21 protein-coding genes are annotated in these 23,918 nt (G+C 70.6%); 10 read left to right on the top strand and 11 right to left on the bottom strand.

Translation table 11 applies throughout. The features are described 5' to 3' along the window. Window positions 1-28: 28 nt before the first annotated feature. From L3i22_RS24785 to L3i22_RS24770, 4 genes are all read left to right on the top strand, one after another. On the top strand, window positions 29-814 hold the full coding sequence (locus tag L3i22_RS24785) for an alpha/beta fold hydrolase (protein WP_221329338.1): 786 nt from the start codon (window positions 29-31) through the stop codon (window positions 812-814). Window positions 815-898: 84 nt separating this feature from the next. After that, a complete protein-coding gene (locus L3i22_RS24780; protein ID WP_221329337.1) occupies window positions 899-2,203 on the top strand; it encodes a carbohydrate-binding protein in 1,305 nt (434 codons plus the stop codon). Window positions 2,204-2,740: 537 nt separating this feature from the next. After that, window positions 2,741-3,715 carry a glycosyltransferase family 2 protein gene (locus L3i22_RS24775; protein WP_221329336.1) on the top strand — a complete coding sequence of 325 codons (975 nt, stop codon included), beginning with the start codon at window positions 2,741-2,743 and terminating at the stop codon, window positions 3,713-3,715. Continuing rightward, window positions 3,703-4,863, top strand: coding sequence for a mannosyltransferase family protein (locus L3i22_RS24770; RefSeq protein ID WP_221329335.1), 1,161 nt, complete (start codon window positions 3,703-3,705; stop codon window positions 4,861-4,863). Before L3i22_RS24775 ends, L3i22_RS24770 begins: the two co-directional genes overlap by 13 nt. Before the next feature lie 20 nt (window positions 4,864-4,883). Here L3i22_RS24770 and L3i22_RS24765 read toward each other — a convergent pair whose 3' ends face one another. Beyond that, window positions 4,884-6,038 (bottom strand): ROK family transcriptional regulator, encoded by a 1,155-nt coding sequence (locus L3i22_RS24765; RefSeq protein ID WP_221329334.1) that lies wholly within the window; start codon window positions 6,036-6,038, stop codon window positions 4,884-4,886. Window positions 6,039-6,144: 106 nt separating this feature from the next. On the opposite strand from L3i22_RS24765, the gene L3i22_RS24760 reads away from it, so the two are divergent. Genes L3i22_RS24760 through L3i22_RS24745 form a run of 4 tightly spaced genes read left to right on the top strand, consistent with a single transcriptional unit; the run spans window position 6,145 to window position 12,480 of the window. Then, the gene (locus tag L3i22_RS24760) at window positions 6,145-8,241 is read left to right on the top strand and encodes an alpha-galactosidase (RefSeq protein ID WP_221329333.1); all 2,097 of its coding nucleotides are present in this window, start codon (window positions 6,145-6,147) and stop codon (window positions 8,239-8,241) included. Window positions 8,242-8,244: 3 nt separating this feature from the next. Continuing rightward, entirely contained in the window at window positions 8,245-9,201 is a 957-nt protein-coding gene (locus L3i22_RS24755; RefSeq protein ID WP_221329332.1) for an acetylxylan esterase, read from the top strand. 10 nt (window positions 9,202-9,211) lie between these two features. Then, window positions 9,212-11,503 (top strand): glycoside hydrolase N-terminal domain-containing protein, encoded by a 2,292-nt coding sequence (locus L3i22_RS24750; protein WP_221329331.1) that lies wholly within the window; start codon window positions 9,212-9,214, stop codon window positions 11,501-11,503. Window positions 11,504-11,544: 41 nt separating this feature from the next. Next, window positions 11,545-12,480 carry a hypothetical protein gene (locus tag L3i22_RS24745; protein WP_221329330.1) on the top strand — a complete coding sequence of 312 codons (936 nt, stop codon included), beginning with the start codon at window positions 11,545-11,547 and terminating at the stop codon, window positions 12,478-12,480. Window positions 12,481-12,556: 76 nt separating this feature from the next. On the opposite strand, the gene L3i22_RS24740 is transcribed toward L3i22_RS24745, so the two are convergent. Together L3i22_RS24740 and L3i22_RS24735 are read right to left on the bottom strand one after the other, a co-directional pair. Continuing rightward, entirely contained in the window at window positions 12,557-14,473 is a 1,917-nt protein-coding gene (locus tag L3i22_RS24740; RefSeq protein WP_221329329.1) for a S8 family serine peptidase, read from the bottom strand. Window positions 14,474-14,580: 107 nt separating this feature from the next. Then, the gene (locus L3i22_RS24735) at window positions 14,581-15,225 is read right to left on the bottom strand and encodes a hemolysin III family protein (RefSeq protein ID WP_221329328.1); all 645 of its coding nucleotides are present in this window, start codon (window positions 15,223-15,225) and stop codon (window positions 14,581-14,583) included. 109 nt (window positions 15,226-15,334) lie between these two features. Between L3i22_RS24735 and L3i22_RS24730 the strand changes: the two genes are divergently transcribed. Then, window positions 15,335-15,619 (top strand): hypothetical protein, encoded by a 285-nt coding sequence (locus L3i22_RS24730; protein WP_221329327.1) that lies wholly within the window; start codon window positions 15,335-15,337, stop codon window positions 15,617-15,619. Between the two features lie 14 nt (window positions 15,620-15,633). On the opposite strand, the gene L3i22_RS24725 is transcribed toward L3i22_RS24730, so the two are convergent. From L3i22_RS24725 to L3i22_RS24705, 5 genes are all read right to left on the bottom strand, one after another. After that, on the bottom strand, window positions 15,634-16,386 hold the full coding sequence (locus L3i22_RS24725; RefSeq protein WP_221329326.1) for a hypothetical protein: 753 nt from the start codon (window positions 16,384-16,386) through the stop codon (window positions 15,634-15,636). Between the two features lie 201 nt (window positions 16,387-16,587). Then, window positions 16,588-17,517, bottom strand: coding sequence for an endonuclease/exonuclease/phosphatase family protein (locus tag L3i22_RS24720; protein ID WP_221329325.1), 930 nt, complete (start codon window positions 17,515-17,517; stop codon window positions 16,588-16,590). Between the two features lie 297 nt (window positions 17,518-17,814). After that, window positions 17,815-18,375, bottom strand: a complete 561-nt coding sequence (locus tag L3i22_RS24715; RefSeq protein ID WP_221329324.1) for a hypothetical protein — start codon at window positions 18,373-18,375, stop codon at window positions 17,815-17,817. Between the two features lie 17 nt (window positions 18,376-18,392). Next, window positions 18,393-18,605 (bottom strand): M15 family metallopeptidase, encoded by a 213-nt coding sequence (locus L3i22_RS24710; RefSeq protein ID WP_221329323.1) that lies wholly within the window; start codon window positions 18,603-18,605, stop codon window positions 18,393-18,395. Between the two features lie 10 nt (window positions 18,606-18,615). Continuing rightward, window positions 18,616-19,566 (bottom strand): ketopantoate reductase family protein, encoded by a 951-nt coding sequence (locus L3i22_RS24705; RefSeq protein ID WP_221329322.1) that lies wholly within the window; start codon window positions 19,564-19,566, stop codon window positions 18,616-18,618. An 89-nt stretch (window positions 19,567-19,655) separates the two neighbouring features. On the opposite strand from L3i22_RS24705, the gene L3i22_RS24700 reads away from it, so the two are divergent. Continuing rightward, entirely contained in the window at window positions 19,656-20,228 is a 573-nt protein-coding gene (locus L3i22_RS24700) for a TetR/AcrR family transcriptional regulator (protein WP_221329321.1), read from the top strand. A gap of 6 nt (window positions 20,229-20,234) precedes the next feature. Here the strand turns inward: L3i22_RS24700 and L3i22_RS24695 are convergent, their stop codons facing one another. Genes L3i22_RS24695 through L3i22_RS24685 form a run of 3 tightly spaced genes read right to left on the bottom strand, consistent with a single transcriptional unit; the run spans window position 20,235 to window position 23,786 of the window. Continuing rightward, a complete protein-coding gene (locus L3i22_RS24695) occupies window positions 20,235-21,887 on the bottom strand; it encodes an extracellular solute-binding protein (protein ID WP_255658562.1) in 1,653 nt (550 codons plus the stop codon). Between the two features lie 25 nt (window positions 21,888-21,912). Next, window positions 21,913-22,809 (bottom strand): carbohydrate ABC transporter permease, encoded by an 897-nt coding sequence (locus L3i22_RS24690; RefSeq protein WP_221329320.1) that lies wholly within the window; start codon window positions 22,807-22,809, stop codon window positions 21,913-21,915. Further along, window positions 22,806-23,786 (bottom strand): sugar ABC transporter permease, encoded by a 981-nt coding sequence (locus L3i22_RS24685; protein ID WP_221329319.1) that lies wholly within the window; start codon window positions 23,784-23,786, stop codon window positions 22,806-22,808. The genes L3i22_RS24690 and L3i22_RS24685 overlap by 4 nt, the downstream gene beginning before the upstream one ends. Window positions 23,787-23,918 lie beyond the last annotated feature (132 nt).

Here is a 23,918-nt window from a genome sequence, read left to right as displayed (position 1 = left end):
GTACGCCCCGCGGTTACCCGTCAGGGGCATGACCTCGATCGACAACCTGGCCCTCGACGACCACGGCAGCACCGACGACCGGGCTCCGCTGGTGCTGCTGCACGGCCTGACCTACGACCGTACGCAGTGGCAGCCATTGCTGCGTGAGCTCGACCGGATCGACCCGGGCCGTCGCGTCCTGGCCGTCGACCTGCCCGGGCACGGCGAATCGCCGCGGTCCGCGACCTACCGTTCCGGTGCGGTCGTGGACGCGGTCCACGACGCGGTGACCGCCGCCGGCCTGCGGGCTCCCGTGCTGGTCGGACACTCGCTGGGCGCGGTGCTGGCGACGATCTACGCCGCCCGGTACCCGGCGCGCGCGGTGCTCAACGTGGATCAGCCGCTGCGGCCGGGTGGTTTCGAGGGCCTGGTCAAGCAGGTGTGGCCGGTGCTCAGCGGTCCGGACTGGCGGCAGATCTGGGACCGGCTGCTGGGCGGCATGGGGATCGACCAGTTGCCGGCCGACGCCCGGGAGCTGGTCCGGACCCGGACCACGCCCCGGCCGGACCTGCTGCTCGGGTACTGGGAGGAGATCATGTCGTCCGCGGCCGGGCAGCTCGCCGCGCAGCGTGAACACGAGCTGCGTTTCATCGCCGAGCACGACATCGCGTACGTCTACGTGTCCGGTTCGGAGCCCGATCCGGCCTTCACGACGTGGCTGACCGAACTCGTACCGTCGGCCCGGGTCGAGGTTCTGTCCGGTGGTGGCCACTTCCCGCACCTGGCTCAGCCGGCCGAGCTGGCCCGGATCTGTTCACTGGTCGCCGTCGACTGATCCCGATCGAACTCTTGACATCGATACTGGCGAACCTCTTCTATTAGGCAAGTTAACTAACCATTGCCTTTTTAGAGGAGATCCATGCGTCGCACACGCTCAGCTGCCCTCGCGGCCGTCGCCGCGGCTGTCGTGGGAGCGGCCGGTTTCGTCGCGCTGGCCCCCGTCGCCCAGGCCGCGACCACCTCCCGTATCCCCGCCCACGTCTTCGCGCCCTACTTCGAGGCCTACAACGGCGACAGCCTCAACGCACTGTCGCAGCAGTCCGGCAACAACTTCCTGACCCTGGCGTTCGCCCAGACCGCGAGCGCCGGATCCTGCACCGCGCTGTGGAACGGCGACACCGCGATCTCCTCGGCGACCTACGGCTCGGACATCGCCGCCATTCGCGCCCGCGGCGGCGACGTCATCCCGTCGTTCGGTGGCTACGCGGCCGACAACACCGGCACCGAGCTGGCCGACTCGTGCAGCAGTGTGGACGCGATCGCCGCCGAGTTCGAGCGGGTCGTCACGACGTACGACGTGACCCGCATCGACCTCGACATCGAGGACAACTCGCTGAGCCGGGCCGACGGCATCGACCGCCGCAACAAGGCGATCAAGAAGGTGGAGGACTGGGCCGCGGCCAACGGCCGGCTCGTGCAGTTCACCTACACCCTGCCGACCACCCCGAACGGGCTGGAGTCCAACGGCCTGGCGGTGCTGCAGAACGCGGCCCTGAACAAGGCCCGGATCGACATCGTCAACATCATGACGTTCGACTACTACGACGGGGTCACGCACGACATGGCGGCCGCCACCCAGACCGCCGCGACCGGGCTGTTCAACCAGCTCAAGGGCGTGTGGCCGGGGAAGACCGACGCGCAGTACTGGAACATGGTCGGGATCATCGAGATGAACGGCCAGGACGACTACGCCAACGACACCGGCAACCTCAACGCCGAGGTGTTCACCCTGGCCAACGCGACCACGGCGACCAACTGGGCGAAGGCCAAGGGCATCGGCTCCCTGTCGTTCTGGGCGCTGCAGCGGGACAACGGCGGCTGTGCCGGCCAGGCCCCGGGCGAGCGCAACTGCTCCGGCGTCGCGCAGTCGACCTGGCAGTTCAGCAAGCTGATGCAGGGCTTCACCTCCGGCGGGACCAGCACCCCGGGCAGCCCGAGCCCCTCGTCGCCGAGCCCGTCCACCCCGTCGGCGTCACCGTCCACCCCGTCCTCGCCGTCGCCGTCGGTCTCCACCCCGGCCGGCACCGCGTGGGCGCCCGGCGTGGCGTACAAGGTCGGCCAGATCGTCACCTACAACGGCAAGCGCTACCAGTGCCGCCAGGCCCACACCTCGATCGTCAGCTGGGAGCCGCCGAACGTGCTCGCCCTCTGGCTGCCGCTCTGATCACGATGCTGCCCGGTCCGACCGGACCGGGCAGCGCCGAACCCGGCCGCCCCGTACCTTTTGGACGACCACGGCGTGGTGTCTGGCGCTGGGCACCGCGCTGACGATCCGGCTGCTGAACACGGGAACGGGCCACGCCCGGGACGCGCCGGCGACATGGTGACCTGGGGTGCCGTGCGGACGGCCGTACGTCTAAATCGGTCTTTGTCTGTTTTTGATTGGTATCTGGCAGATCCGGGCGCTGGTGGCGGGGACCGGCGTCCCGGCGTTTCTCGACCTGGCCCGCGAGGCCCGGCGGTGGGCGCTCCACCCGACCGACAGCCGCACCGCGCGGAGTGCCGTCGTCCGAGCGTCCTGACCGGACAGCGTCGACGACCGGGGCACGCATTTGGTTGCACGACGCCGGTAACTGAGAGGCATCACTCCTCGAATCACCTGTGGATCTCCCATGAACGTGCCAGCCCCGGCCCGGACCCGCCCGATGGGTCCGGCGCCTCGGCCAGCATCCCCGCGGTAAAGATCACGAGGGGAGCCATGATGAATACCGAGGTGCCGCGGCTGAGTGTGGTCGTGCCGGTCTTCAACGAGCAGGATGTGCTGCCGCTGTTCGTGGAACGGATCCGGCCGGTGCTCGACGAGCTGGGTCTGACGTACGAGGTGGTCGCCGTCGACGACGGCAGCCGGGATGCCACCCCGGTGGTGCTCGGGCTGCTGCGCCGCCGCTGGCCGCAACTGCGGGTGGTGCGGCTGCGGCGCAACAGCGGGCACCAGAGCGCGCTCGCCGCCGGCCTGCGCCGCGCCCGCGGGCAGTACCTGGTCAGCATCGACGTGGACCTGCAGGATCCGCCCGAGGTGATCGGCGACATGCTGCGGCTGGCGCAGCGCGAGGGTCTGGACGTCGTGCACGGTGTGCGCGCCGACCGCAGCAGCGACAGTGTGTTCAAGCGGTGGACCGCGAGCCTGTACTACCGGCTGATCCAGCGGATGGCCGGCGCCGCGATCCCGCGCCATGCCGGCGACTTCCGGCTGTTGAGCCGGACCGCCGTCGACGCCCTGGTCGCGCTGCCCGAGCATCTGCCGGTGTATCGCCTGCTGGTGCCGTGGCTGGGGCTGCCCAGCGGGGAGATCACCTACACCCGGGCGCCGCGGGCCGCGGGGCGCTCGAAGTATCCGGTGGCCAAGATGATCCGGCTGGCGCTGGACAGCATCGTCGGGTTCTCGGCCGCGCCGCTGCGGGTCGCGACCTGGCTGGGCCTGATCGGCATCGGGATCTGCGCGGTGCTGGCCGGCGCCGGCGTGACCGCCCACCTGTCCGGCACCACCGTGCCCGGCTGGACGTCGCTGCTCGTGGCACTGCTGTTCCTGGGTGCGTTGCAGCTGCTCTGCCTGGGGTTGCTCGGCGAGTACGTGGCCCGGATCTTCACGTCGTTGCAGGGCCGGCCCGCGTACGTCGTGGCGTTCGACTCCGCCACCGACGCCGAGCCGGCCGAGGATGCCCTGTGTCGACTCTGATCGCCCCGGAGGTCGCCGGGCGGCTGATCGCCGTACCGGAGAGAAGTCCCTGGCGGGCGGCCCTGCGCGCGGCCGCGACCGTGTGGGCGGTCTTCGCCGCGGCCCAGCTGGCGGTGAGCGCGCTGGCCCGGCTGCCGCGCGGCGACGCGACGCCGATGATCCTGGCGTGGAACAACTGGGACGCCGGCCACTACGTGCGGATCGCGGCGAGCGGCTACCACCTGGGACCCGGGTTCCCCGCCTTCTTCCCGCTGTTCCCGCTGCTGATCCACCTGGCCGGGGGCGGGGTGGTCGCCGCGCTGGTCGTCGCGAACGCCGCGACGCTGGGCGCCCTGGCGGTGGTGCACCGGCTGGCCGAGCACGAGTTCGGGGCGCGGGTGGCCGGGCGTGCGACCTGGTACCTGGCCGCGTTCCCGATGGGGTTCTTCCTGTTCATCGGGTACAACGAGTCGCTGTTCCTGCTGCTGGCGGTGGGTGCGCTGTACGCCGGCCGGCGCGGGCACTGGTGGCTCGCGGGTGCGCTGGGCGCGCTGTCGTCGGCGACCCGGCTGTTCGGGCTGGTGCTGATGGCGCCGCTGGCGGTCGAGTACCTGCGGCAGGTCGGCTGGCAGCCGCGGCGGGTCCGGGCCGACCTGCTCGGGGTGGCGCTGGTGCCGCTGGGGCTGGTCGCCTACGCCTGGTACTGCGCGGTGGAGCTGGGCAGCCCGCTGGCGTTCAGCGTCGCCCAGGACCAGTGGGGACGGCGGTACACGGTCCCGGGCGGCGCGTGGATCACCGCGTGGCAGCAGGCCGGCGGGCACGGCCTGCTGGACCCGGTCACCCTGGGCGCGGTGGTGGACGCCGGCACCACGCTGGTCGCGGTGGTGCTGCTGGTGCTCGCGGTGGCCGGACCGTGGCGGTTCCGGCGCGATCAGGTGTATCTGGTCGTGCAGGCCGGGCTGACGCTGGTGCTGCTGATGTCGACCGAGGTCGGCGGCCGCGCCATGCAGTCCGCGGCCCGATACGCGATGGAGGCGGTCGCCGTGCTGCTGGTGCTGGCCCGGATGGGCGAGCGTCCGGCGGTCGACCGGGCGGTGCTGGTGCTGGGCGCGTCCCTGCACGCGGCCTTCCTGATCGTCTTCATGTCCGGCAAGTTCCTGGTGGCCTAGCTGAGTTCCTGGTGGCCTGGTCAGACCGTGACCAGGGCCTTGATGCTGACGGTGGCGGCGCCGCGGGCCCACTCCTCGAACGGCAGCGGCCGGATCGACAGCGGACAGTCCGCGGCCGCCCCGAACGCCTGGCGCTGGAAGCCGGCCCGGATGTGCGGCTCGAACAGGTCGTAGGCGGCCAGCCCCTCGCCGGAGACCACGATCCGGGCCGGGCCGACCAGGTTGGCGACCGCGGCGATGCCGGAGCCGATCGCGTCCCCGGCCCGGGCGAAGACCGCGCCGATCCCGGCGTCGCCGGCGCGGGCCAGCGTCACCGCGTCGTCGAAGGTCAGTGCCGGGCGGCCGGTGGCCGCACGGGCCTGCGCGACGATCGCGTCGGTGCCGGCGATCGCCTCCACGCAGCCGTTGCTGCCGCAGTGGCAGGCCGGGCCGTTCACGTCGATGCCGATGTGCCCGATCTCGCCGGCCACGCCGTGTGAGCCGGAGACCAGCCGGCCGCCGACGACCAGCCCGCAGCCGATCCCGGCGCCGACGGTGACCAGGGCGAACGAGTCGGCGCCGACGCCCTCGCCGAACCAGTGCTCGGCGGTGGTGAGCGCCTTGACGTCGTTCTCGACGGTGACGGTCAGGCCGGTGAGCTTCTCGGCCCGCTCGCGCAGCGGCACGTCGCGCCAGTGCAGGAACGGTGAGTACCGCACCAGGCCGGTGCTGTGGTCGACGTCGCCGGAGACGGCCAGCCCGAGCCGGCGGGTGCGGGACCGGTAGTCGCCGGGGCCGTCGAGCAGGTCGTCGACGAGCTCGACCAACTCGGTCAGGACGTGCTCGACGCTCGTCTCGGTCAGCCGCCGGTGGGCCGCGGTCCGGACCTGGGCGCGCAAGTCGCAGAGCACGCCGATCAGCTCGTCACCGGTGATCTTCACGCCGACGAAGAACTCCCGGTCGGCGCGGATCGCGAGCGGGCTGGCGGGGCGGCCGGCGCCGGGGCCGGTGTGCTCGGTGGCGGCCAGCTCCTCGAGGTAGCCCATCTCGATCAGCGGGCGGGCCGCCTTGGTGACGGCGGCCGAGGACAGGCCGAGGCGGCGGGCCAGCGAGACGCGGCTGATCGGGCCCCCGGTCAGCACGGCCGTGAACACGGCGGTGACTGCGGGCGCGACGGCATCAGCCTCGGGAAACATGCGGGAAATCTAAGCTCAATAATTTCCTTCGTCAAGTATTGATTTCGTCCGGAAAACGTACCTACGCTCGCCGCGCACTCCTCGGCCACCCTCCCGGAGGATTCCGATGCCCCATCTTCTGTACGAGGCCGACCAGCGCCTCTGGCTGCTGAGCACCGCCACCACGTGCTACGCGATCCGGCTCGACGAGCACGACGTCGTGCGTCACGTGCACTGGGGTGCGCCGCTGACCCTGGACCAGGCGCGGGTCCTCACCGAGCGTATACCGTCTCCGGGCAGCAGTTTCGACTCGGCCGGTGGTCCCGAGGAGCTGGCCGTCGAGGGTGGCGCCCGGTTCGGCCCGGCCGGGCTGCAGGTGCGCTTCGCCAACGGCACCCGCGGCGTCGAATGGCGCTTCGCCGGCCACGACCTCGAGGACGCGACGCTGCGCGTGCACCTGGCCGACCGGCACTACCCGCTGCGCCTGACCCTGCACTACCGGCTGCACGACGACAGCGACGTGATCGAGCGCTGGGCCACCGTCGAGAACCACGACGACCGGCACCCGGTCACCGTGCAGCGCTGCGACAGCGCGTCGTGGACCCTGCCGCAGCGCGCCGGCTACCGGGTCAGCCACCTGGTCGGCGGCTGGAACAGCGAGTTCCAGCTGCGCCGGGCCGACGTGCCGGTGGCCGAGACCGTCTTCACCAGCCGCCGCGGGATGACCAGCCACCACGCCAACCCGTGGCTGGCGCTCGACGACGGCACCGCCGCCGAGGAGCACGGCGAGGTGTGGAGCACCGCCCTGGCCTGGAGCGGCAGCTGGCGGATCACCCTGCACCGCGACCCGACGGGGCGGGCCGGCTGGACCGGCGGGTTCGGGCACGAGGGCCTGACCTGGACGCTCACGCCCGGGCAGAGCCTGGAGACGCCGGTGTTCGCCGGGCTCTACAGCGCCGGCGGGTTCGGCGGAGCCAGCCGCGCGTGGCACGGGTACGTCCGCGGGCACGTGCTCAGCCACCCGGACGAGGTCCGTCCGGTGCTCTACAACTCGTGGGAGGCGACCGGGTTCGACGTCGACGAGCCCGGCCAGCGCAACCTGGCCGCGCGGGCCGCCCGGCTCGGCGTCGAGCTGTTCGTGGTCGACGACGGCTGGTTCGGCGGGCGGGTCAGCGACCACTCCGGCCTCGGCGACTGGACCCCGAACCCGGACCGGTTCCCACACGGGCTGCGCCCGCTCGCGGACGAGGTGCACCGGCTCGGCATGGGCTTCGGCCTGTGGGTCGAGCCGGAGATGGTGAACCCGGACAGCGACCTCTACCGGGCGCATCCGGACTGGGTACTGCACATGGCTCACCGCGGCCGGACCGAGCTGCGCCACCAGCTCGTGCTCAACCTGGCCCGGCCGGACACCGCCGCCTGGGCGCACGCCTGGCTCGACCGGCTGGTCACCGCGAACCACATCGACTTCCTCAAGTGGGACGCCAACCGGTCGATGACCGAGGCCGGCTGGCCCGGGCACGCCGACCCGGACCGGGTGTGGATCGAGCAGACCCGCGCGGTCCACCGGATCATGGACCGGCTCCGGGCCGACCACCCGGACCTGCGGATCGAGGCCTGCGCCGGCGGCGGCGGGCGCGCCGATCTGGCCGTGCTGACGCGCACCGACCAGGTGTGGACCTCGGACAACACCGATCCGGTCGACCGGATCGGCATCCAGCACGGCTTCGGCCAGCTCTTCCCCGCCCAGGTGATGGGCGCCTGGGTGACCGACAGCCCGAACGTGGCCACCGCCCGGCGCACCCCGCTGCGGTTCCGGTTCCACGTCGCGATGGCCGGGGCGCTCGGCATCGGCGGGGACCTGGCCACCTGGAGCGAGGACGAGCTCAAGGAGGCGACCGGGCTGATCGCCACGTACAAGCGGATCCGGCCGGTGGTGCAGCACGGGGCCGCGTACCGGCTGGCCGGCGCGGGCACGCTGACCGCCGTCGAGTTCACCTACCGGGACGAGGTCGTGGTGCTCGCCTGGTGTCCCACCCGCGCGTTCGGTCACGACCCCGGCCCGCTGCGGCTGACCGCGCTCGACCCGGCCGCCCGCTACCGGGACCGGGACACCGGGGCGCTCCACTCCGGCGCCGTCCTGCTGCACGCCGGGTTGCCCCTGGCCCTGCCCGAGGGCGAGCACGCCAGCACGCTCGTCCACCTCACCCGGATCGAGGACTGACTCATGGCCATGTTCGACCTGCCCCTGGACCGGCTGCACGACTACCGGCCGCCACTGGCCGAGCCGGCCGGCTTCGACGCGTTCTGGCAGCGCACTCTGGACGCCGCCCGCAAGCACGAGCTGGCCGCCGAGCTGACCCCGGTCGACGCGCTGCTGCCCGGGGTGCGCGTGCACGACGTACGGTTCAGCGGCTTCGACGGCCACCCGGTCGCCGCCTGGCTGATCGAGCCGGCCGGCGCCACCGGGCCGCTGCCGTGCGTCGTGCAGTTCATCGGGTACGGCGGCGGCCGCGGCCGCCCGCACGAGTGGCTGCTGTGGCCGGCCGCCGGCTACGCCACGCTCGTGGTCGACTCCCGCGGCCAGGGCGACGGCGACACCCCGGACCTGGCCGGCGACGGCACGCCGCAGCACTCCGGCCTGCTCACCCGCGGCATCCTCGACCCCGAGCGGTACTACTACCGGCGGCTGTTCACCGACGCGGTGCGCGCCGTGGACCTGGCCGCCACGCTGCCCGGCGTCGACCCGGGCCGGATCGTGGTGGCCGGCGCGAGCCAGGGCGGCGGCATCGCGCAGGCGGTTGCCGGGCTGCACCCCGGGGTCCGGGCCGCGATGATCGACGTGCCGTTCCTGACCCATTTCCGGCGGGCCACCGAGATCACCGACGCGTTCCCGTACCACGAGATCTCGATCTTCTGTGCCACCAACCGGGACCGGGTCGAGCAGGTCTTCGACACGCTGAGTTACTTCGACGGCGTGTTCTTCGCGGCCCGGGCGAGTGCCCCGGCGCTGTACTCGGTCGGGCTGATGGACGACGTGTGCCCGCCGTCCACCGTGTTCGCCGCCTACAACCACTGGACCGGTCCGAAAACGATCCAGGTCTGGCCGTACAACCGGCACGAGGGTGGCGGCAGTTTCCAGACGCCGGTGCAGCTGCCCTGGCTCCGCGACCAGCTGGCCTGAGGAGATCGCGATGACGTCCAACGTGTTGTTCTACGACCGGCCGGCGGACCGCTGGTTCGAGGCGCTGCCGATCGGGAACGGACGGCTCGGCGGCATGGTCTACGGCGGAGTCGGTACCGAGACGATCCGGCTCTCCGAGTCGACCGCCTGGTCCGGGGCCCCGTCGAGCACCGATCTGAACCCGGCCGCGCGGGAGCGGATTCCGGTCATCCGGGAGCTGCTGTTCGCCGGGCGGCACGCCGAGGCCCAGCGCCTCGCGCAGGAGTCGCTGCCCGGGCGCCCGGCCTCGTTCGGCACCAACGTGCCGCTCCCCCGGCTGCGCCTCGACTTCGGCGACGACCGGGCGGGGGGCTACCGGCGCGCGCTCGATCTCGACACCGGCATCGTGCGGACCGATTTCGATCAAGACCGGGTTCATTTCGTACGGGAGGTCCTCGCCTCCCACCCGCACGGCGTCCTCGCCCTGCGCCTGTCCGCGGACCGCCCCGGCGCGGTCGGCTTCACGGCCACCCTCGACGACACCGAACTACCCGGGGTGACCACGGCCGGTGACGCTGAGCTGCGGTTCCGCGGGCGGGCCGTCGAGTCCCTGCACAGCGACGGCAAGCAGGGCACCGACCTGGCGATCCGCGCCCGGTTCACGCTGGACGGCGGGACGCTGCGCTGCGACGGCGACACGGTCACGGTCAGCGGCGCGGACGCGGTCGTCGTGCTGGTCGCGGTGGGCACCGACTGGGCCGGCGAGGATCCGGCCGCCCGGACCGAGACGCTGCTGGCCACGGCCGCCGAGGCCGGGTGGGCGGCGCTGCGGGCGGCCCATGTGGCCGACCATTCGCGGCTGATGGGGCGCGTTTCGCTGGAACTGGGTGCGGCGGGGAGGCTGCCTGTCGACGTACGTCGAAATCGTCTTTCCGAAGGTCATCGGGACGATGATCTGATCGCTCTCTATTTCCAGTACGGTCGCTATCTGACGATCGCCGGCTCGCGGGCCGACTCGCCGTTGCCGCTGGCCCTGCAGGGCGTCTGGAACGACGGGCTGGCCAGCAGTTCCGGCTGGACCAACGACTTCCACCTGGACATCAACACGCAGCAGAACTACTGGGCGGCCGAGTCGGGCAACCTCGCCGAGTGCCACACGCCGCTGATCCGATTCGTCGAACGGCTGGCCGAGGCGGGCCGCGACACGGCCCGGTCGATGTACGACGCGGACGGCTGGGTCGCACACACCGTCACCAACGCCTGGGGCTACACCGCGCCCGGCAGCGGCATCGGCTGGGGCCTGAACGTCACCGGCGGCGCCTGGATCGCCCTGCAGCTCTGGGAGCACTACGAATACCAGCCCGACGAGCGCTACCTGCGCGAACACGCCTATCCGGTGCTGCGCGGCGCCGCGCTGTTCCTGCTCGATCACCTCACTCCCGAGCCGTCGCACGGCTGGCTGGTGGCCGGCCCCGCCGAGTCCCCGGAGAACTGGTACCTGTCCCCCGCCGATGACACGCCGTGTTCGGTCGCGATGGGCACCACCGCCGACCGCGTCTTCGCCGAGGCGATCCTGCGGATCACCGCCGAGGCCGCTGAAATTCTCAAGACCGACACCGATTTGCGGGTACGGATCCAAGCCGCGCGCGACAGACTCTCCCCGTTCCGGATCGGCCGGCACGGCCAGCTCCAGGAGTGGCTGGACGACGTCGACGAGGCCGATCCCGCCCACCGGCACACCGCCCACCTGGTCGCGGTGTTCCCGGAACGGCAGATCGGTCCACGCCGGACCCCGGAGCTGGCCCGCGCCGCCGCGGTCACCCTGCGTCGCCGGCAGCAGGCCCCCGGCTGGGAGCAGACCGAGTGGGTGGAGGCGAACTTCGCCGCGTTCCACGCCCGCCTGCTCGACGGCGACCAGGCGCTGGTCCACGTGACCCGGCTGATCGCCGACACCAGCGAGGCGAACCTGCTCAGCTACTCGGCCGGCGGGATCGCCGGGGCGCCGCAGAACATCTACAGCTTCGACGGCAACTCGGCCGGGACCGGGGCCATCGCCGAGATGCTGCTGCAGTCCGACGGGGCCGAGATCGAGCTGCTCCCGGCCCTGCCGTCGACCTGGCGCGACGGGGCGGTCCGCGGCCTGCGCGCCCGCGGCGGCCACACCGTCGACATCACCTGGCGCGACGGCCGGCTGCACGAGGCCCGCGTGCGGCCGGACCGGGCCGGCCGCACGCTGCTCCGGTACCGCGACACCGTCCTCGACCTCGCCCTGACACCGGACGAGCCGCTGACCGTCGACCGGCACCGGTTCCGGACGCGCTGACCGCTGGCGCACCGATCGACGTACGGTGATACTCGGCAGTCATGGGGGAAGATCGGGCCGGGATCGGGCGGGATCTCGCGCACGCGCTGCGGACCGGCCCGTTCTCGGCGGCGCTGCACCTGGCGATCGAGGACCGCGGGGTGCGCCTGGACGAGATCCAGGAACAGCTCGCCGCGGCCGGCGTCAACGTCAGCGTGACCACGCTGAGCTACTGGCGTAAAGGACGCAGCCGCCCCGAGCGGCCCGACTCGCTCAAGGCGGTCCGCCTGCTGGAGCGGATCCTGACGCTGCCCGAGGACTCGCTGATGGTCCAGCTCGGGCCGCGCCGGCCGCGCGGGCGCTGGCTGACCCGGCCGCCGGGGACGATCGAGGTGGACCGGCTGTTCACCGACGGGGTGAGCGTGGCCCGGGCGATCGGCGGCCTGGACCGGTGGATGTACCACGAACTGACCCGGCTCAGCCTGCACGACCTGTACACGGTCGGCCCGGACCGGCAGGAGATGAGCCTGACCTGCCGGCAGGTGCTGCGGGCCAACGTCGACCGGGTGGCCCGCACGGTCGGCATCTTCGCCTCCGACGACCTGGCCGCGATCACGTCGATCACCGCGCTGCGCAACTGCCGGATCGGCCGGACCCGCAGCGACCCGGGGTCCGGCCTGCTGGCCGCCGAGATCGTCTTCGACCGGATGCTGGCCCGGGGCGAGACGGTGGTCATCGAGCACGAGTACCGCAGCCGGTCCCGGGTGCCGACGGACAACTACTACCGGGCGTTCAGCACCCCGGTCAACGAGTACGTGCTGCAGGTCCAGTTCGACCACGACGCGGTGCCGGCCCGCTGTCTCCGCTTCCAGCGCCGCGCGTTGAACGCCCCTGACCAGGGCGTCTGGGAGGCGTGGATCGGCTCTACGCACGGCGCGCACCTGGTCGCCTCGGACGTCGCGCCGGGGATCGCCGGGATGCGCTGGGAGTGGGAGTGAGCAGCCCGGTCCGGGCCGCCCACTCCCGCCGGGTCAGGACGCGCTGACGGTCACGTCGTCGATCACTCTCGCCCGATCAGGACGCGCTGACGGTCACGTCGTCGATCACGAAGCTGGTCTGCTGGGACCAGTCCTCGACGCCGGTGAACGTGAGGTTCACCGTCTGCCCGGCGAAGGCGGTCAGGTCGACCACCTTCTCCACGTACCCGGACGTCTGGTCCAGGTTGGTCCAGGTGCCCACGGTGCTGCCGCCCGCGGTCAGGGTGAGCCGGTCGTAGACCAGCCCGTCGTTCTCGGCCGTGGTGATCCGGATCCAGAACCGCAGGGCCACGCTCGCGCAGGCCGGCAGCGTCACCTGCTGCCCGAGCGTGTCGGTCTGCACCTGGCCACCCCCGTTGAGCCAGGCGTTGCGGGAGCCGCTGCGGGCCGGGTACTGCGACCAGGTTCCGATCACGTTCGCGGTCGAGGTCCACGGCGTGGTGCCGCTTTCGAAGCCCGGGTTGCCGACCGGCTGGGTGGGCGTGCAGCCACCCCCGCCGGAGGTGACGGTCCAGGTGAACGTGGCCGAGCCGGTCTTCCCGGCGCTGTCGGTCGCGGTCACCGTCACGGTCGAGGTGCCGGCCGTCGTCGGGGCGCCGGAGATCTGCCCGGTGTCCGCCCCGATCGCCAGCCCGGCCGGAAGACCAACCCCTTTCCAGGTGTACGGCTTGGTCCCGCCGCTCGCCGTGAGCTGCACGTCGACGTCCTGCCCGACCGAGGTGCTCTGGTTGCCCGGGCTCGGCACGGTCAGCCCGCCCGGGGTGCCGCCGCCGATGAAGCCGGTGTACAGCAGCACGTTCGGCGAGCCGCTGCCCGGGCTGGTGATCTTCCCGGTGGTGCCGTTGGTGACCAGGGCGTCGCGGACCTGCGCCGGGGTGGCCGACGGGTTCGCGCCCAGGTAGGCGGCCGCCGCGCCGGTCACGTGCGGGGACGCCATCGACGTGCCGGTCATCGTCGCGCTGCCGGTGTTGCTGGCGTACGACGCCGAGACGATGCTCGTGCCCGGCGCGAAGACGTCCAGGCAGGATCCGTAGTTGCTGCTGCTGTTGCGGGCGTCGGCGCTGGTGCTGTTGCCGACCGTGATCGCTGCCGGCACCGCCTGCGGCGAGTAGTAGCAGGCGTCGTCACCGTTGTTGCCGGCCGCCTGGACGAACTGCACCCCGGAGCTGATCAGGCCGGACACCGCGCTGTCCATGGCCTGGCTGGTGCACCGGCTGCCGCAGCCGATGCTGTAGTTGGCCACCGCCGGCTTCTGGGCGTTGGCCCGCACCCAGTTGATCCCGGCGATCAGGTCGTCGTTGGTGCCGGTGCCCTGGCAGTCCAGCACCCGGACCGAGACGATCCGGGCCTTCTTCGCGATGCCGTACGTGGTGCCGACCGCCGTACCGGCCACGTGGGTGCCGTGCCCGTGACAGTCGGCCGGGTTGCTGTCCCCGTCGACGATGTCGGTGCCCTGGCCGACCCGGCCGGTGAACTCGGTGTGGCTCGCGTTCAGGCCGGTGTCCAGGACGTACACGGTGACGCCCTGCCCCGGGTTCGCCGGGTAGGTGAACGTCTTGTCCAGCGGCAGCGCGCGCTGGTCGATCCGGTCGTCGCCCCAGTTCGGCGGGTTGCTCTGGGTGTCCTGCACGGTGATCCGCTGCACCTGCTCGACCGACGCGACCGCCGGATCGGCGGCCAGCGCGACCGCCTGCCGCTCGGTCATCGCGGTCGAGAAGCCGTGCTGGACCTGGTCGTAGACGTGCCGTACCCGCCCGCCGAAGCGCCGGGTGAGCGTGCTCGCCTGGTCCCCGATCGACGCGCGATCCTTCAGGGTGACGATGTACCGGCCGGGTACCGCGGCCGGGCTGTCCGCGTAGAGCACCGGGCCGGCCGGGTCCGCCGCGGCCGGCGTGCCGAGTCCGGCCACCACGGTGATCATGGCGAGCGCTGCTGTGGAAAGACGTTGCCACACGGGGCATCTCCTCCTTCGTTCCTGCTTGCGGCAGAACGTAGGAGCGCACCGGGTCAGCGAGACATGTCGATGAACAGTCGTCGACGATCCGCAACTGTCAAAACTGTTTATTGTCCGGCGTGCCGCACGAGGAGGAGGACGCTGCCGTAGTGACAGGTGGCGGCGGCGCAGACGAAGGCGTGGAAGACCTCGTGATAGCCGAACACCGGCGGTGCCGGATCGGGTCTGCGGAAGTGATAGGCGAGGGCTCCGGCGACGTAGAGCACGGCACCGGCGACGGCGAGGCCGCCGGCGAGCGGCCCGGCGTGGATCCAGACCAGCGGGAGGGCCGGGGCGGCCACCGCGCCGAGGGCGAGGTAGGTGCCGCCGACCACGCGTTCGGGGGCCGCCATCCGGGCCAGGTGCAGGGCGGCCGCGGCGGTCGCGAGCAGCCAGGTCAGGATCAGGCAGAGGGGGCGGTAGCGGTCGGGGGCGGCGAGCTGGTACATCGGGGTGACGGTTCCGGCGATCAGCACGAAGATCATCAGGTGGTCGAGGCGTTGCAGGATCCGCTTCACCGCGAATCGCCAGTCGACCCGGTGGTAGAGGGCGCTGGTGCCGAACAGCAGGCTCACGGCGCCGGCGTAGACCGCGGCCACGGTGACCGCGGCGGTGCCGCGCGCGGCGGCGATCAGATACGCGCCGGCGATCAGGGCGAGCGGGAACCACAGGAGATGCAGCCGGCCGCGCCACGTCGGCTTGGGAATCTTCACAGGCCGATCGTCACGGGCCGACTGCTGCATCCGATCGGTCATCGCCTTATGAAAGCCAACGGTGTCCACAAGCGCGTGCCGGCGGCGCGGAGGTGCCTAGGGTGGCCGTATGACCTCATACGGACCGGACGCCCTGGCAGCGCACCTCTGCCGCGCTCGCGACCTGGCGGCCCTGATCGGTCTGCTCGCCGTGCTGGAAGGCGAGATCGCGGCCGGGGAGGTTTCTGACCATCTGGCGGATCGCCTCCGGGACCGGCTGGGACGAGCGGGACTCGGCGGAACCGGCCGGGCCGAGCGGGAGTTGCGTCAGGCGATCTCAGATCTCAACCACCGATTACGGTACGCCCTGGGTGAATACCACCAACCCCCGGAATCCCTGCCGGTGCCGGAGTGACCCCGAGCCCCTCATTACTTCGCGGGCGGCAGGCCAACGGTGTCGAGGGTGGTCGCGGCGATGCTGAACTCGCACCACGGCGACCAGTCATTGGTCGCCGTGGCGCGGACCCGCCAGCGGTACGACCCACCCCGCTCGAGCCGATGGTCCCCGCGCAGGTAGAGGGCCACATAGCCGTGCTCGCTCGTCAGGTCATCGCCGTCGATGGTGACGTCGGTGGCGTTCTCCTTCTGGAGCTGAAGGTCGACCGCCGCCGACCCGGTCATCCGAGCGGTCAGGACGGGGCGCACCGTGTCGAGGACGGGGCGAGTCGAACCGGAGGCGCAGGACACACCGTCGACGGCCAGGCTGTCCGCCTCCACCTCGGCGGACGGCTCCGCGGCGGTGCGCATCGGTGCCGCGAGGCGAAGATCCGGGACATCGAGGGCACGGACGGCGGGCGAGTCCGTCCACGGCCGGTCGGCCGGCATGGCGTTGCGCTTCGCGTTCGACAGGTACATCGCCGTCAAGGCGGCGATCGCCAGCACCAGGATCAGCGCGAGGATGAAGGCCGGCCGGACCGGCGGGCGCGCCACCTCCGGGCAGCCCGGATCCGCGACCGCCGGTTCGTCGGCGGGTGGTGGGGACGTCTCGATCGCCTCCGGGCGCCGGTCACCCCGCTTTCGCCGGTGCTGCCGGACGGCGTACGCCCCGCCCAGCACGACCCCGGTCGCGGCGAGCAGGGCCACCCAGCCGGGCCGGCCGGAGGACGGGCGCAGGTTCGTCACGGCTCGTCAGGTCGGCAGGCCCCGCCACCGACCTGAAGCTTTCGGCCGGCGATTCTTCTCGGCGAGGTCGGGAGCGCCGGCCGAACCGGTCTTACCGGCGCGCCTCGGCGAACAGCGGCTCGGCCGCCGCCAGGCGCGGGACGCGACGCCGAGCCGGCGCGCCTCGGCCGGGGTGTCGCGGCCCGCCCGGCGCTGTCCCACTCAGCCGATCAGCAGGTCGGACCATCCGACGTAGATACGGTGGTCGGAGCAGGGCGCGCTGCCACAGGTACTCATCGGCAGCGCGTCACCGGCGTGCTGGCCGTTGAGATGGTTGGCCCGGAAGAAAATCATGTCGATCTTCGTGCCGGTGCCGCACGGGCTGCCGGTGGTGGCACCGGTGGTCCCCTCGCCGTAACCGAGGCAGTACGGGTCGGCGTCGTCCATCTCCCGCCACGCCCCGGTGTTGTCGCCGTTGGCCGCGGTGTTCACGCTCGGGTCGTACCAGACGTTGAGCTCGGGCCAGCTCGGCGTGGCGTTGAAGTCCCCGCCGATCAGCACCGTGTCCCCGGCCGCCTCGAACTGCTCGACGTGCCCGAGCACCTCGTTGACCTGAATCTTGCCGAACGTGCCGAACGGCTTCGGGGTGATGTGGGTGACGCAGTACCGGACCGGCATGGTCGTGGTCGGCGCGCACAGCAGGTGCCGGATCTCGTCCTTGTCGAAGCCCGGGTTCGGGGTCAGCGGAATCCGGTCGGCCGCACCCAGCGGCTGCCGGCTGAGCAGGGCGATCCCCACCGCCTGGTGATCGCAGACGTCCGGGTTGGACGGGCTCGCGGTCGGATTCCGGGTGGCCTGGAACCGTACGAAGTTGGTCTTGTCCTGCGGCCAGGTGGTCTCGTTCTGCAGCCGCTTGGTCAGGGCCGTGTACTGGCTCTGACAGATCTCGTTGAGGGCCACGAAGTCCGGGTCCTGTGCCTTGATCGTGTCGAAGATCTTGTCCACCAGCAGGTCGGACGCCCCGGCCGTCTGATATTTCCAGCCACCGCCGACGTTCCACTGCATGCCCTTGAGCCGGACCGCTGTCGCCGCGTGAGCCGGTTGCGGAACGAACAGCGGCGTCAGCAACAGAACCGCCAGTAATGCCTTCACGCGTGTACGCAAGATGTCCCCCGTCTGAACAATATTGATCAGACCCTATCGGTTGACGGCGCAGGAGGCTCGGCCGCCTCCTGCGGCACCGCAACGCCCCACCGACACGCCTCGGTCAGAGTCTCGAGGGACCGCGGTGAATGGCTGGGCGTGTTCCGCGGGTTTCCTCGCCTCTGTCGGCCGGCAACTCGGCAAGCCGGTCCTCATGGCCGGTGAAGGCGGCGATCCCGCTGCGCATCCGATCGAGGGCGTGGAGGTGAGCCCGGGCTTTCGGTGGGACCGTACACCGCGGAACCGCTATTGGTTGCGCGATATAGATATGTCAGCCTGGCTCAATATGGTCTGGCTTGGTAGATGGTCGGCGATGAGGTCACGGTCCGATTTGTAGGTAGGGTCAGGCAAGGTCGAGGGCGAGGCCCCCAGCATGCCTCGCAGATTGAATCTTGGCCCGCGGGCGCTGTATACACACAGCCACCATGTGTCACGAGAACTGGCCCCTCCGGGCGCGAAACACTCTATCGGCGCGGCGGCCATCCGGCCTCCGTTGTCGACCGGTGGAGAATGTTGCTCCATGGTGTAGCCGTGACTGATCAGAATGGGCATCACGGCATCAACGAAATTCTGGTAGGTGTTGGGACCGGCGTCGAGCAGGGCACGAGTTGATGGACAGGAACCGAGGCATGTGAGATCTCCGTGCCGCCCGTTCCTGGCAAGTTTCATGCGTATCGCCGAGTGCGTGAAGATCCGCTTGAGCTCTGCTTCCTGGTCCCAAAAAGGCTTTTTGACCACGACCACCAGACCGCCGCAAATGAGAACGGGAATACCAACGCCGACGGCTGTCCATCGCCCAGCTCGCATGGTGACACCTTCCGCTGTCAGACGGGAGTCTCGAAATGTTGGTGGTCCTTGAGTGACGTCCAGTCCCCGCCCCAGGTGAACCCGTGCGCCGTGAACGCCCGCCACACCTGGTCGCCGTGCCTGATCATGCCCGGCCGGACGTCCTCACGGCTGGTGAACGCCTTTGCCGGCCGGGCGCCGCCTTCGAGCTGCCGAACGCGCAGCCCACCGCGCGCCGCATCTCCTGGCATCGGCCCGTCCTTATCGACCCGGGTCGGCGAACAGGGGCTCGGCCGCCGCCAGGCGCGGGACCGCGACGCCGAGGCGGCGCGCCTCGGCCAGGGTGTCGCGGCCGACCGACCGGAGCTCCTCGGGGTTGGCGTGCGCCTCCAGCACCCGGCGCACCGGCTCGAAGTGGCCGAGCAGCCAGGCCATCGCGGGCCCGGTCAGCCACGCCGGCGCTTGCACCGCCAGCACGTCGCCCCGGTGCCGCCGCAGGTCGACGCCGCGGGCCGCGACGAGCGGGAGCAGCTCGCGGATGGCCAGCACCACCTCGCGGGCCTCGGCCGGCGACCCGGCCACCTTGGCCAGCGAGCCCAGCTTCAGGCTGCGCGTGTGCATGCCCGCATTCTGGATGAAGTGCAGCCACAGCCAGCCCCGGAAGTCGTCGTTCTCCCGGAACTTGAACCCGGCCCCGCGGAACACCTGCCGCACGGCCTGTTCCCGCGCGGTCGGCGCCCCGCCGAGCGTGCCGAAGAAGACCATCGGCAGCAGCGACCCGTGCAGCACCCCGGCGTCGTCGAAGCCCCCGCCTGCGCCGGGGAAACCCCAGGCCACCTGGTCGGCGGGCAGGGCGCTGACCGCCTCGCGCGGCTCGGTCCAGAGGTTGTTGAAGACCAGCACGGTGGCCCGGCCGACGCGTGGGGCCAGGAACTCCACCACCTCGGGAAAGTGGTAGTGCTGCACGCTCACCACGATCAGGTCGAAGTCGTGGTCGGCGTCCAGGGTCTCGCGGTAGCGCACCGGCCACCGCTCGGTGACGTTCCGGCCCCGCAGCCGCTCCCGGGAGTCGAGCACGTCGAGGTCGATCGCCGGCCCGTACTGCTCGGCACGCCCCGGCCGGACGTAGAACTCGATCTCGTGGCCGGCGCGCTCCAGGGCCCACCCGTACATCGTGGCGATCACGCCCCGGCCGAACATCAGGATCTTCATGCTGCTCCCCATGGCCTATAATTGGAGGCGATCTCCACTTCTCAAAAAATATGGAGATTGTTTCCGTTTGTCAACCGGGGAGGCTCCGCGTGACCACTGCCAAGCCGCTGCGCGCCGACGCCCAGCGCAACCGCGACGCCCTGGTCGCCAAGGCCCGGGAGGTCTTCGCCACGGGCGGCTTCGATCTGCGCTTCGACGACTTCGCCCAGCTGGCCGGGGTCGGTGTCGGCACGCTCTACCGGCACTTTCCCACCCGGGAGGCGCTGGCCGAGGCGGTCTACCGGGAGGAGGTGGTCGCGCTCTGCGCCCGGGCGAGCGACCTGCGGGCCACCCGGCCGGCGAGTGCGGCGCTGGGGGCCTTCCTGCGCGGGTTCGTCAGCTATCTCGACGAGCACCAGGGCCTGGCCCGCACGCTGGCCACGCTGGCGACGACGCACGCCGGCGCGCTGGCCGAGGGCGGGCAGGCGCTGACCGAGGCGATCGCCGGCCTGCTGGCCGACGCGGTCGCGGACGGCACGGTCCGCGACGACGTCGGGGTCGGCTCGGTGATGATGGCTCTGCACGGCATCTGCGCCGCCTACGACCAGCCGGGCAGCCGGGCCGCCGCGGACGGCGTCATCACGCTGGTGCTGGCCGGCCTGGAGTCCAGGCCGGCCGGGTGAAGCGAGTTACTTGCCGGACTTGTAACGGTCGTACGCCTGCTGGTTCAGGTCGAGGTAACGCTTCATCCCGACGCCGTCCAGGCCGCCGACCCAGCTGTCCCAGTCGGTGTCGATGTTCTTCGAGCCGGTGATGAAGGCCAGCTCACCCTGGGTGACGTAGCTGTCCAGGTTGGTCTTCAGGGTGGCCAGCTCGGCGGCCACCGCCGGGTCGCCCCAGATCGACGCGTCCGGGTAGACCTTGGCCTTGTCGACGTGCGGCTCATACAGCTTGGACGCCTGGTACAGGCGTCGTTCCAGGCCGCTCTCGGCGTAGATGTCCTGCGGCACGACCTGCGCGTTCCGGAACGCCAGGGTGTTGTTGTACTGGGCCAGCGAGCCCCAGCCGGTGTTCTTCGGGACGTCCGCGCCGGGCTTGGGCTTGTACATCGGGGTGACGGCCGGGTCGAGCGCGAGGTCACCGGCGGCGGGCTTGGTCCAGCCGACGTTCTCGGCACCGCCCCACGTGTTGAGCTGGCCCTCGTCGGTGTAGATGTAGTCGAGCATCTTGATCGCGGCGACCCGGGCCTCGGTGCTGGACTTGTTGGTCAGCATGAACGTGTAACCGGTCGAGGTCGGGTTGTTGTAGCCGGTGAAGCTGGTGCCGTCCGGGCCGGTCAGCGGCGGCGCCGGGTCGTACTGCTTGTCCCGGCCGTCCTTGGACCCGAGCTGCACGAAGATGCCGGGCCACAGCACCGGCGCGGAGCCGATCTGGACGGCCTTGGGGTTGTTGCCGATCGCTTGCAGCGCCTCGGCATTCTGCGTGAACGATGCCGGGTCGATCAGCCCGTCCTTGTACAGCGAGTTGATGTACTGCAGGCCGGCCCGCCAGGCGGGCTTGTCCACCGGGGTCTCCACCTTGTCGCCGTTGAGCTGCAACAGCGACCGGATGCCGTTGTTGGAACCGACAGGATCAAAGGCAAAGGCGCCCATCAGGTACGCGATCAGACTGCTGTCGCCGACGTCGGTCGTCATCGGGATCTCGTCGGCCTTGCCGTTGCCGTTCGGATCCCGCGTCTTGAACGCCTTCAGCACCGTACGCAGCTCTTCCGGGGTCTTCGGCATCTGCAGGCCGAGCTTCTTCAGCCAGGCCGAGTTCATCCACAGCTTGTCCGGGTAGGTGCAGTGGAAGCAGTCCGCCCACTGCGGCAGCGCGTAGATGTGCCCGTCCGGGGCGACCGACATCGCCTTGAGCGTGGGGTTGCCGTCCAGCGCCTTCTGGATGTTCGGCGCGTTCTCCTTGATCAGGTCGTCGAGCGGGACGGCCACCCCCTGCTTGCCAAGCTTCTGCACCTCGGCCTTGGTGAAGCCGTCGACCCACGGGATCAGCAGGAACAGGTCCGGGTAGTCGTTGCTGGCCAGCGAGATCTGGCGCTTCTCCTTGGCCGGGCCGCCGTCCATCGTCGTACTCTGGAATTGGATCTTGAATTTGTCGCTGAGCACCTTGGTGACCGCGTTGGTGTCCAGGTTGGTGTCGGCGTCGGCGGGCGACATCACCGAGATGATCACCTTGTCGCCGGCCATCTTGGCCTTCGGGGCGCTGTCCTCGGCGCCGGACGAGCAGCCGGTCGCGGCCAGCGCGACGACGGCCGAGGCGGCGACGATCTTCCTTCCGGGATTCATGGGCTATTCCATTCGTGAGAGTTGATCAACCTTTGACGGCGCCGACCAGGACGCCCTTGGTGAAGTGCCGGGCCACGAACGGGTAGAGGAGCAGGACCGGCAGGCTGGAGACGACGATCAGCGCGTAGCGCAGGACGTTGGCCAGCTGCAGCGCCTGCATCTGCTGGGCCAGGTCCGCGGCGCCGGCCCGGTTCGAGTTCAGGAGCAGCATGTTGCGCAGCACGATCTGCAGCGGCATCAGATCGGTGTCCTTGAGATAGACCAGGGCGTCGAAGTACGCGTTCCACTGGAAGATCGCGTACATCAGCGCGAGGACCGCCAGCAGCGGCTTGGCCAGCGGCAGCACCACCGAGCGCAGGGTGCGCAGCTCGCTCGCGCCGTCCAGCATCGCCGCCTCGTGCAGCTCCTCCGGGATCGAGGTGGCGAAGTACGTCCGGGCGATGATCACCTGCCAGACGCCGATCGCGTTCGGGATCAGCAGCGCCCAGCGGGTGTTCAGCATCCCGAGGTCCTGGACCACCATGTAGGTCGGGATCAGGCCGCCGGAGAACAGCATCGTGAAGATCAGCAGCGTCATGATCACGTTGCGCCCGAAGAACGTCCTGCGGGACAGCGGATACGCGATGGCCACGGTCAGCGTGACGCTGATCGCGGTGCCGGCCACGGCGTAGATCAGCGAGTTGTAGTAGCCGCGCAGGACCTGCGAGTTGCTCAGCGCGACGTGGTACGCGTGCAGCGAGAAGTCCACCGGCCAGAAGCTGACCCGGCCCGCGTTGACCGCGTCCGCGCTGCTGAGCGAACTGGCGACGATGAAGGCGATCGGCGCCAGCACGACCAGCAGCACCACCACGAGCATCAGCGTCACGACGATCATGAACAGCCGGTCGCCGGCCGATTCCCGGACCTTGGTCGTCGCGCTCATCGCCACAGTCCGTTCCCGGTGACCCGCTTGGCGACGGCGTTGACCGCCAGCAGCAGCACGAGGTTGACCACCGAGTTGAACAGGCCGACCGCGGTGGCCATGCTGAAGTCGGCGTTGAGCAGGCCGGTCTTGTAGACGTACGTCGGGATGATCTCGGAGACCCCGAGGTTCAGGTCGTTCTGCAGCAGGTAGGTCTTCTCGAACCCGATCGCCATCGTGTTGCCGACGCCCAGGATCAGGATGATCACCGCGGTCGGCATGATGCCCGGCAGGTCGATGTGCCGGATCCGCTGCAACCGGCTCGCCCCGTCGATCCGCGCCGACTCGTGCAGCGCCGGGTCGATCCCGGCCAGCGCCGCCATGTAGATGACCGCCGAGTAGCCGGCCGTCTGCCAGACGTCGGTCCACACGTAGATGTGCCGGAACCAGCCCGGCTCGCCGAGGAAGTTGACCGGGTCGGCGCCGAAGAACCCGAGTCCCTCGTTGACGATCCCGGCCCGCGGCGACAGCACCAGGATCGTCATCGACACCACGACCACGGTGGAGATGAAGTACGGCGCGTAGGTGACCATCTGCACGGTGCGCTTGAACCACCCGACGCGGATCTCGTTGAGCGCCAGCGCCAGCAGGATCGGGATCGGGAAACTCGCCAGGACCAGGTAGAACGCCAGGATGACGGTGTTCTTCAGCAGCTCGGCGAAGACCGGGTTGCCGAACAGCAGCTGGAAGTTGCGCAGCCCGACCCAGTCGCTGCCCCACGGCCCGCGGACCGGGCTGTAGTCCTTGAACGCGATGACGTTGAAGGTCATCGGGACGTATTTGAAGATCACGAAGTACGCGATCGGGACGATCACCAACAGGTAGAGCTGCCAGTGCTGGCGCCAGGCCTGCTGCGCGCGGGACCAGCGGCCACGCCGGGCCACCGGTGGCTCGCGCACGGCCGGCGGCGATATCGGATGCTGCATGGTGGTCGACATCAGGCCTCCTGTTTCCACCCGTTCTCGGGAAACATGGCCGAAACCTAAGCTCAATAATTTCCTTCGTCAAGTATTGATTTCCGTGAGTCGGCGGTCCTAGGCTCAGCGCACCCTGTGCTCTCCACCAGCACA

This window comes from Actinoplanes sp. L3-i22 (assembly GCF_019704555.1).
Classification (GTDB): domain Bacteria; phylum Actinomycetota; class Actinomycetes; order Mycobacteriales; family Micromonosporaceae; genus Actinoplanes.
Note: the sequence above shows the minus strand (reverse complement) of the source record. Positions and strands in the feature narration are given on the sequence as shown.

Excerpts from the sequence above, each read along its gene's own strand:
- L3i22_RS24730 (WP_221329327.1), top strand. The coding sequence starts at position 15,335 with ATGACCTCATACGGACCGGACGCCCTGGCAGCGCACCTCTGCCGCGCT.
- L3i22_RS24690 (WP_221329320.1), bottom strand. The coding sequence starts at position 22,809 with ATGAGCGCGACGACCAAGGTCCGGGAATCGGCCGGCGACCGGCTGTTC.
- L3i22_RS24715 (WP_221329324.1), bottom strand. The coding sequence starts at position 18,375 with ATGCGAGCTGGGCGATGGACAGCCGTCGGCGTTGGTATTCCCGTTCTC.
- L3i22_RS24705 (WP_221329322.1), bottom strand. The coding sequence starts at position 19,566 with ATGAAGATCCTGATGTTCGGCCGGGGCGTGATCGCCACGATGTACGGG.
- L3i22_RS24780 (WP_221329337.1), top strand. The coding sequence starts at position 899 with ATGCGTCGCACACGCTCAGCTGCCCTCGCGGCCGTCGCCGCGGCTGTC.
- L3i22_RS24710 (WP_221329323.1), bottom strand. The coding sequence starts at position 18,605 with ATGCCAGGAGATGCGGCGCGCGGTGGGCTGCGCGTTCGGCAGCTCGAA.
- L3i22_RS24685 (WP_221329319.1), bottom strand. The coding sequence starts at position 23,786 with ATGTCGACCACCATGCAGCATCCGATATCGCCGCCGGCCGTGCGCGAG.
- L3i22_RS24745 (WP_221329330.1), top strand. The coding sequence starts at position 11,545 with ATGGGGGAAGATCGGGCCGGGATCGGGCGGGATCTCGCGCACGCGCTG.
- L3i22_RS24760 (WP_221329333.1), top strand. The coding sequence starts at position 6,145 with ATGCCCCATCTTCTGTACGAGGCCGACCAGCGCCTCTGGCTGCTGAGC.
- L3i22_RS24755 (WP_221329332.1), top strand. The coding sequence starts at position 8,245 with ATGGCCATGTTCGACCTGCCCCTGGACCGGCTGCACGACTACCGGCCG.
- L3i22_RS24785 (WP_221329338.1), top strand. The coding sequence starts at position 29 with ATGACCTCGATCGACAACCTGGCCCTCGACGACCACGGCAGCACCGAC.
- L3i22_RS24750 (WP_221329331.1), top strand. The coding sequence starts at position 9,212 with ATGACGTCCAACGTGTTGTTCTACGACCGGCCGGCGGACCGCTGGTTC.
- L3i22_RS24775 (WP_221329336.1), top strand. The coding sequence starts at position 2,741 with ATGAATACCGAGGTGCCGCGGCTGAGTGTGGTCGTGCCGGTCTTCAAC.
- L3i22_RS24765 (WP_221329334.1), bottom strand. The coding sequence starts at position 6,038 with ATGTTTCCCGAGGCTGATGCCGTCGCGCCCGCAGTCACCGCCGTGTTC.
- L3i22_RS24695 (WP_255658562.1), bottom strand. The coding sequence starts at position 21,887 with ATGAATCCCGGAAGGAAGATCGTCGCCGCCTCGGCCGTCGTCGCGCTG.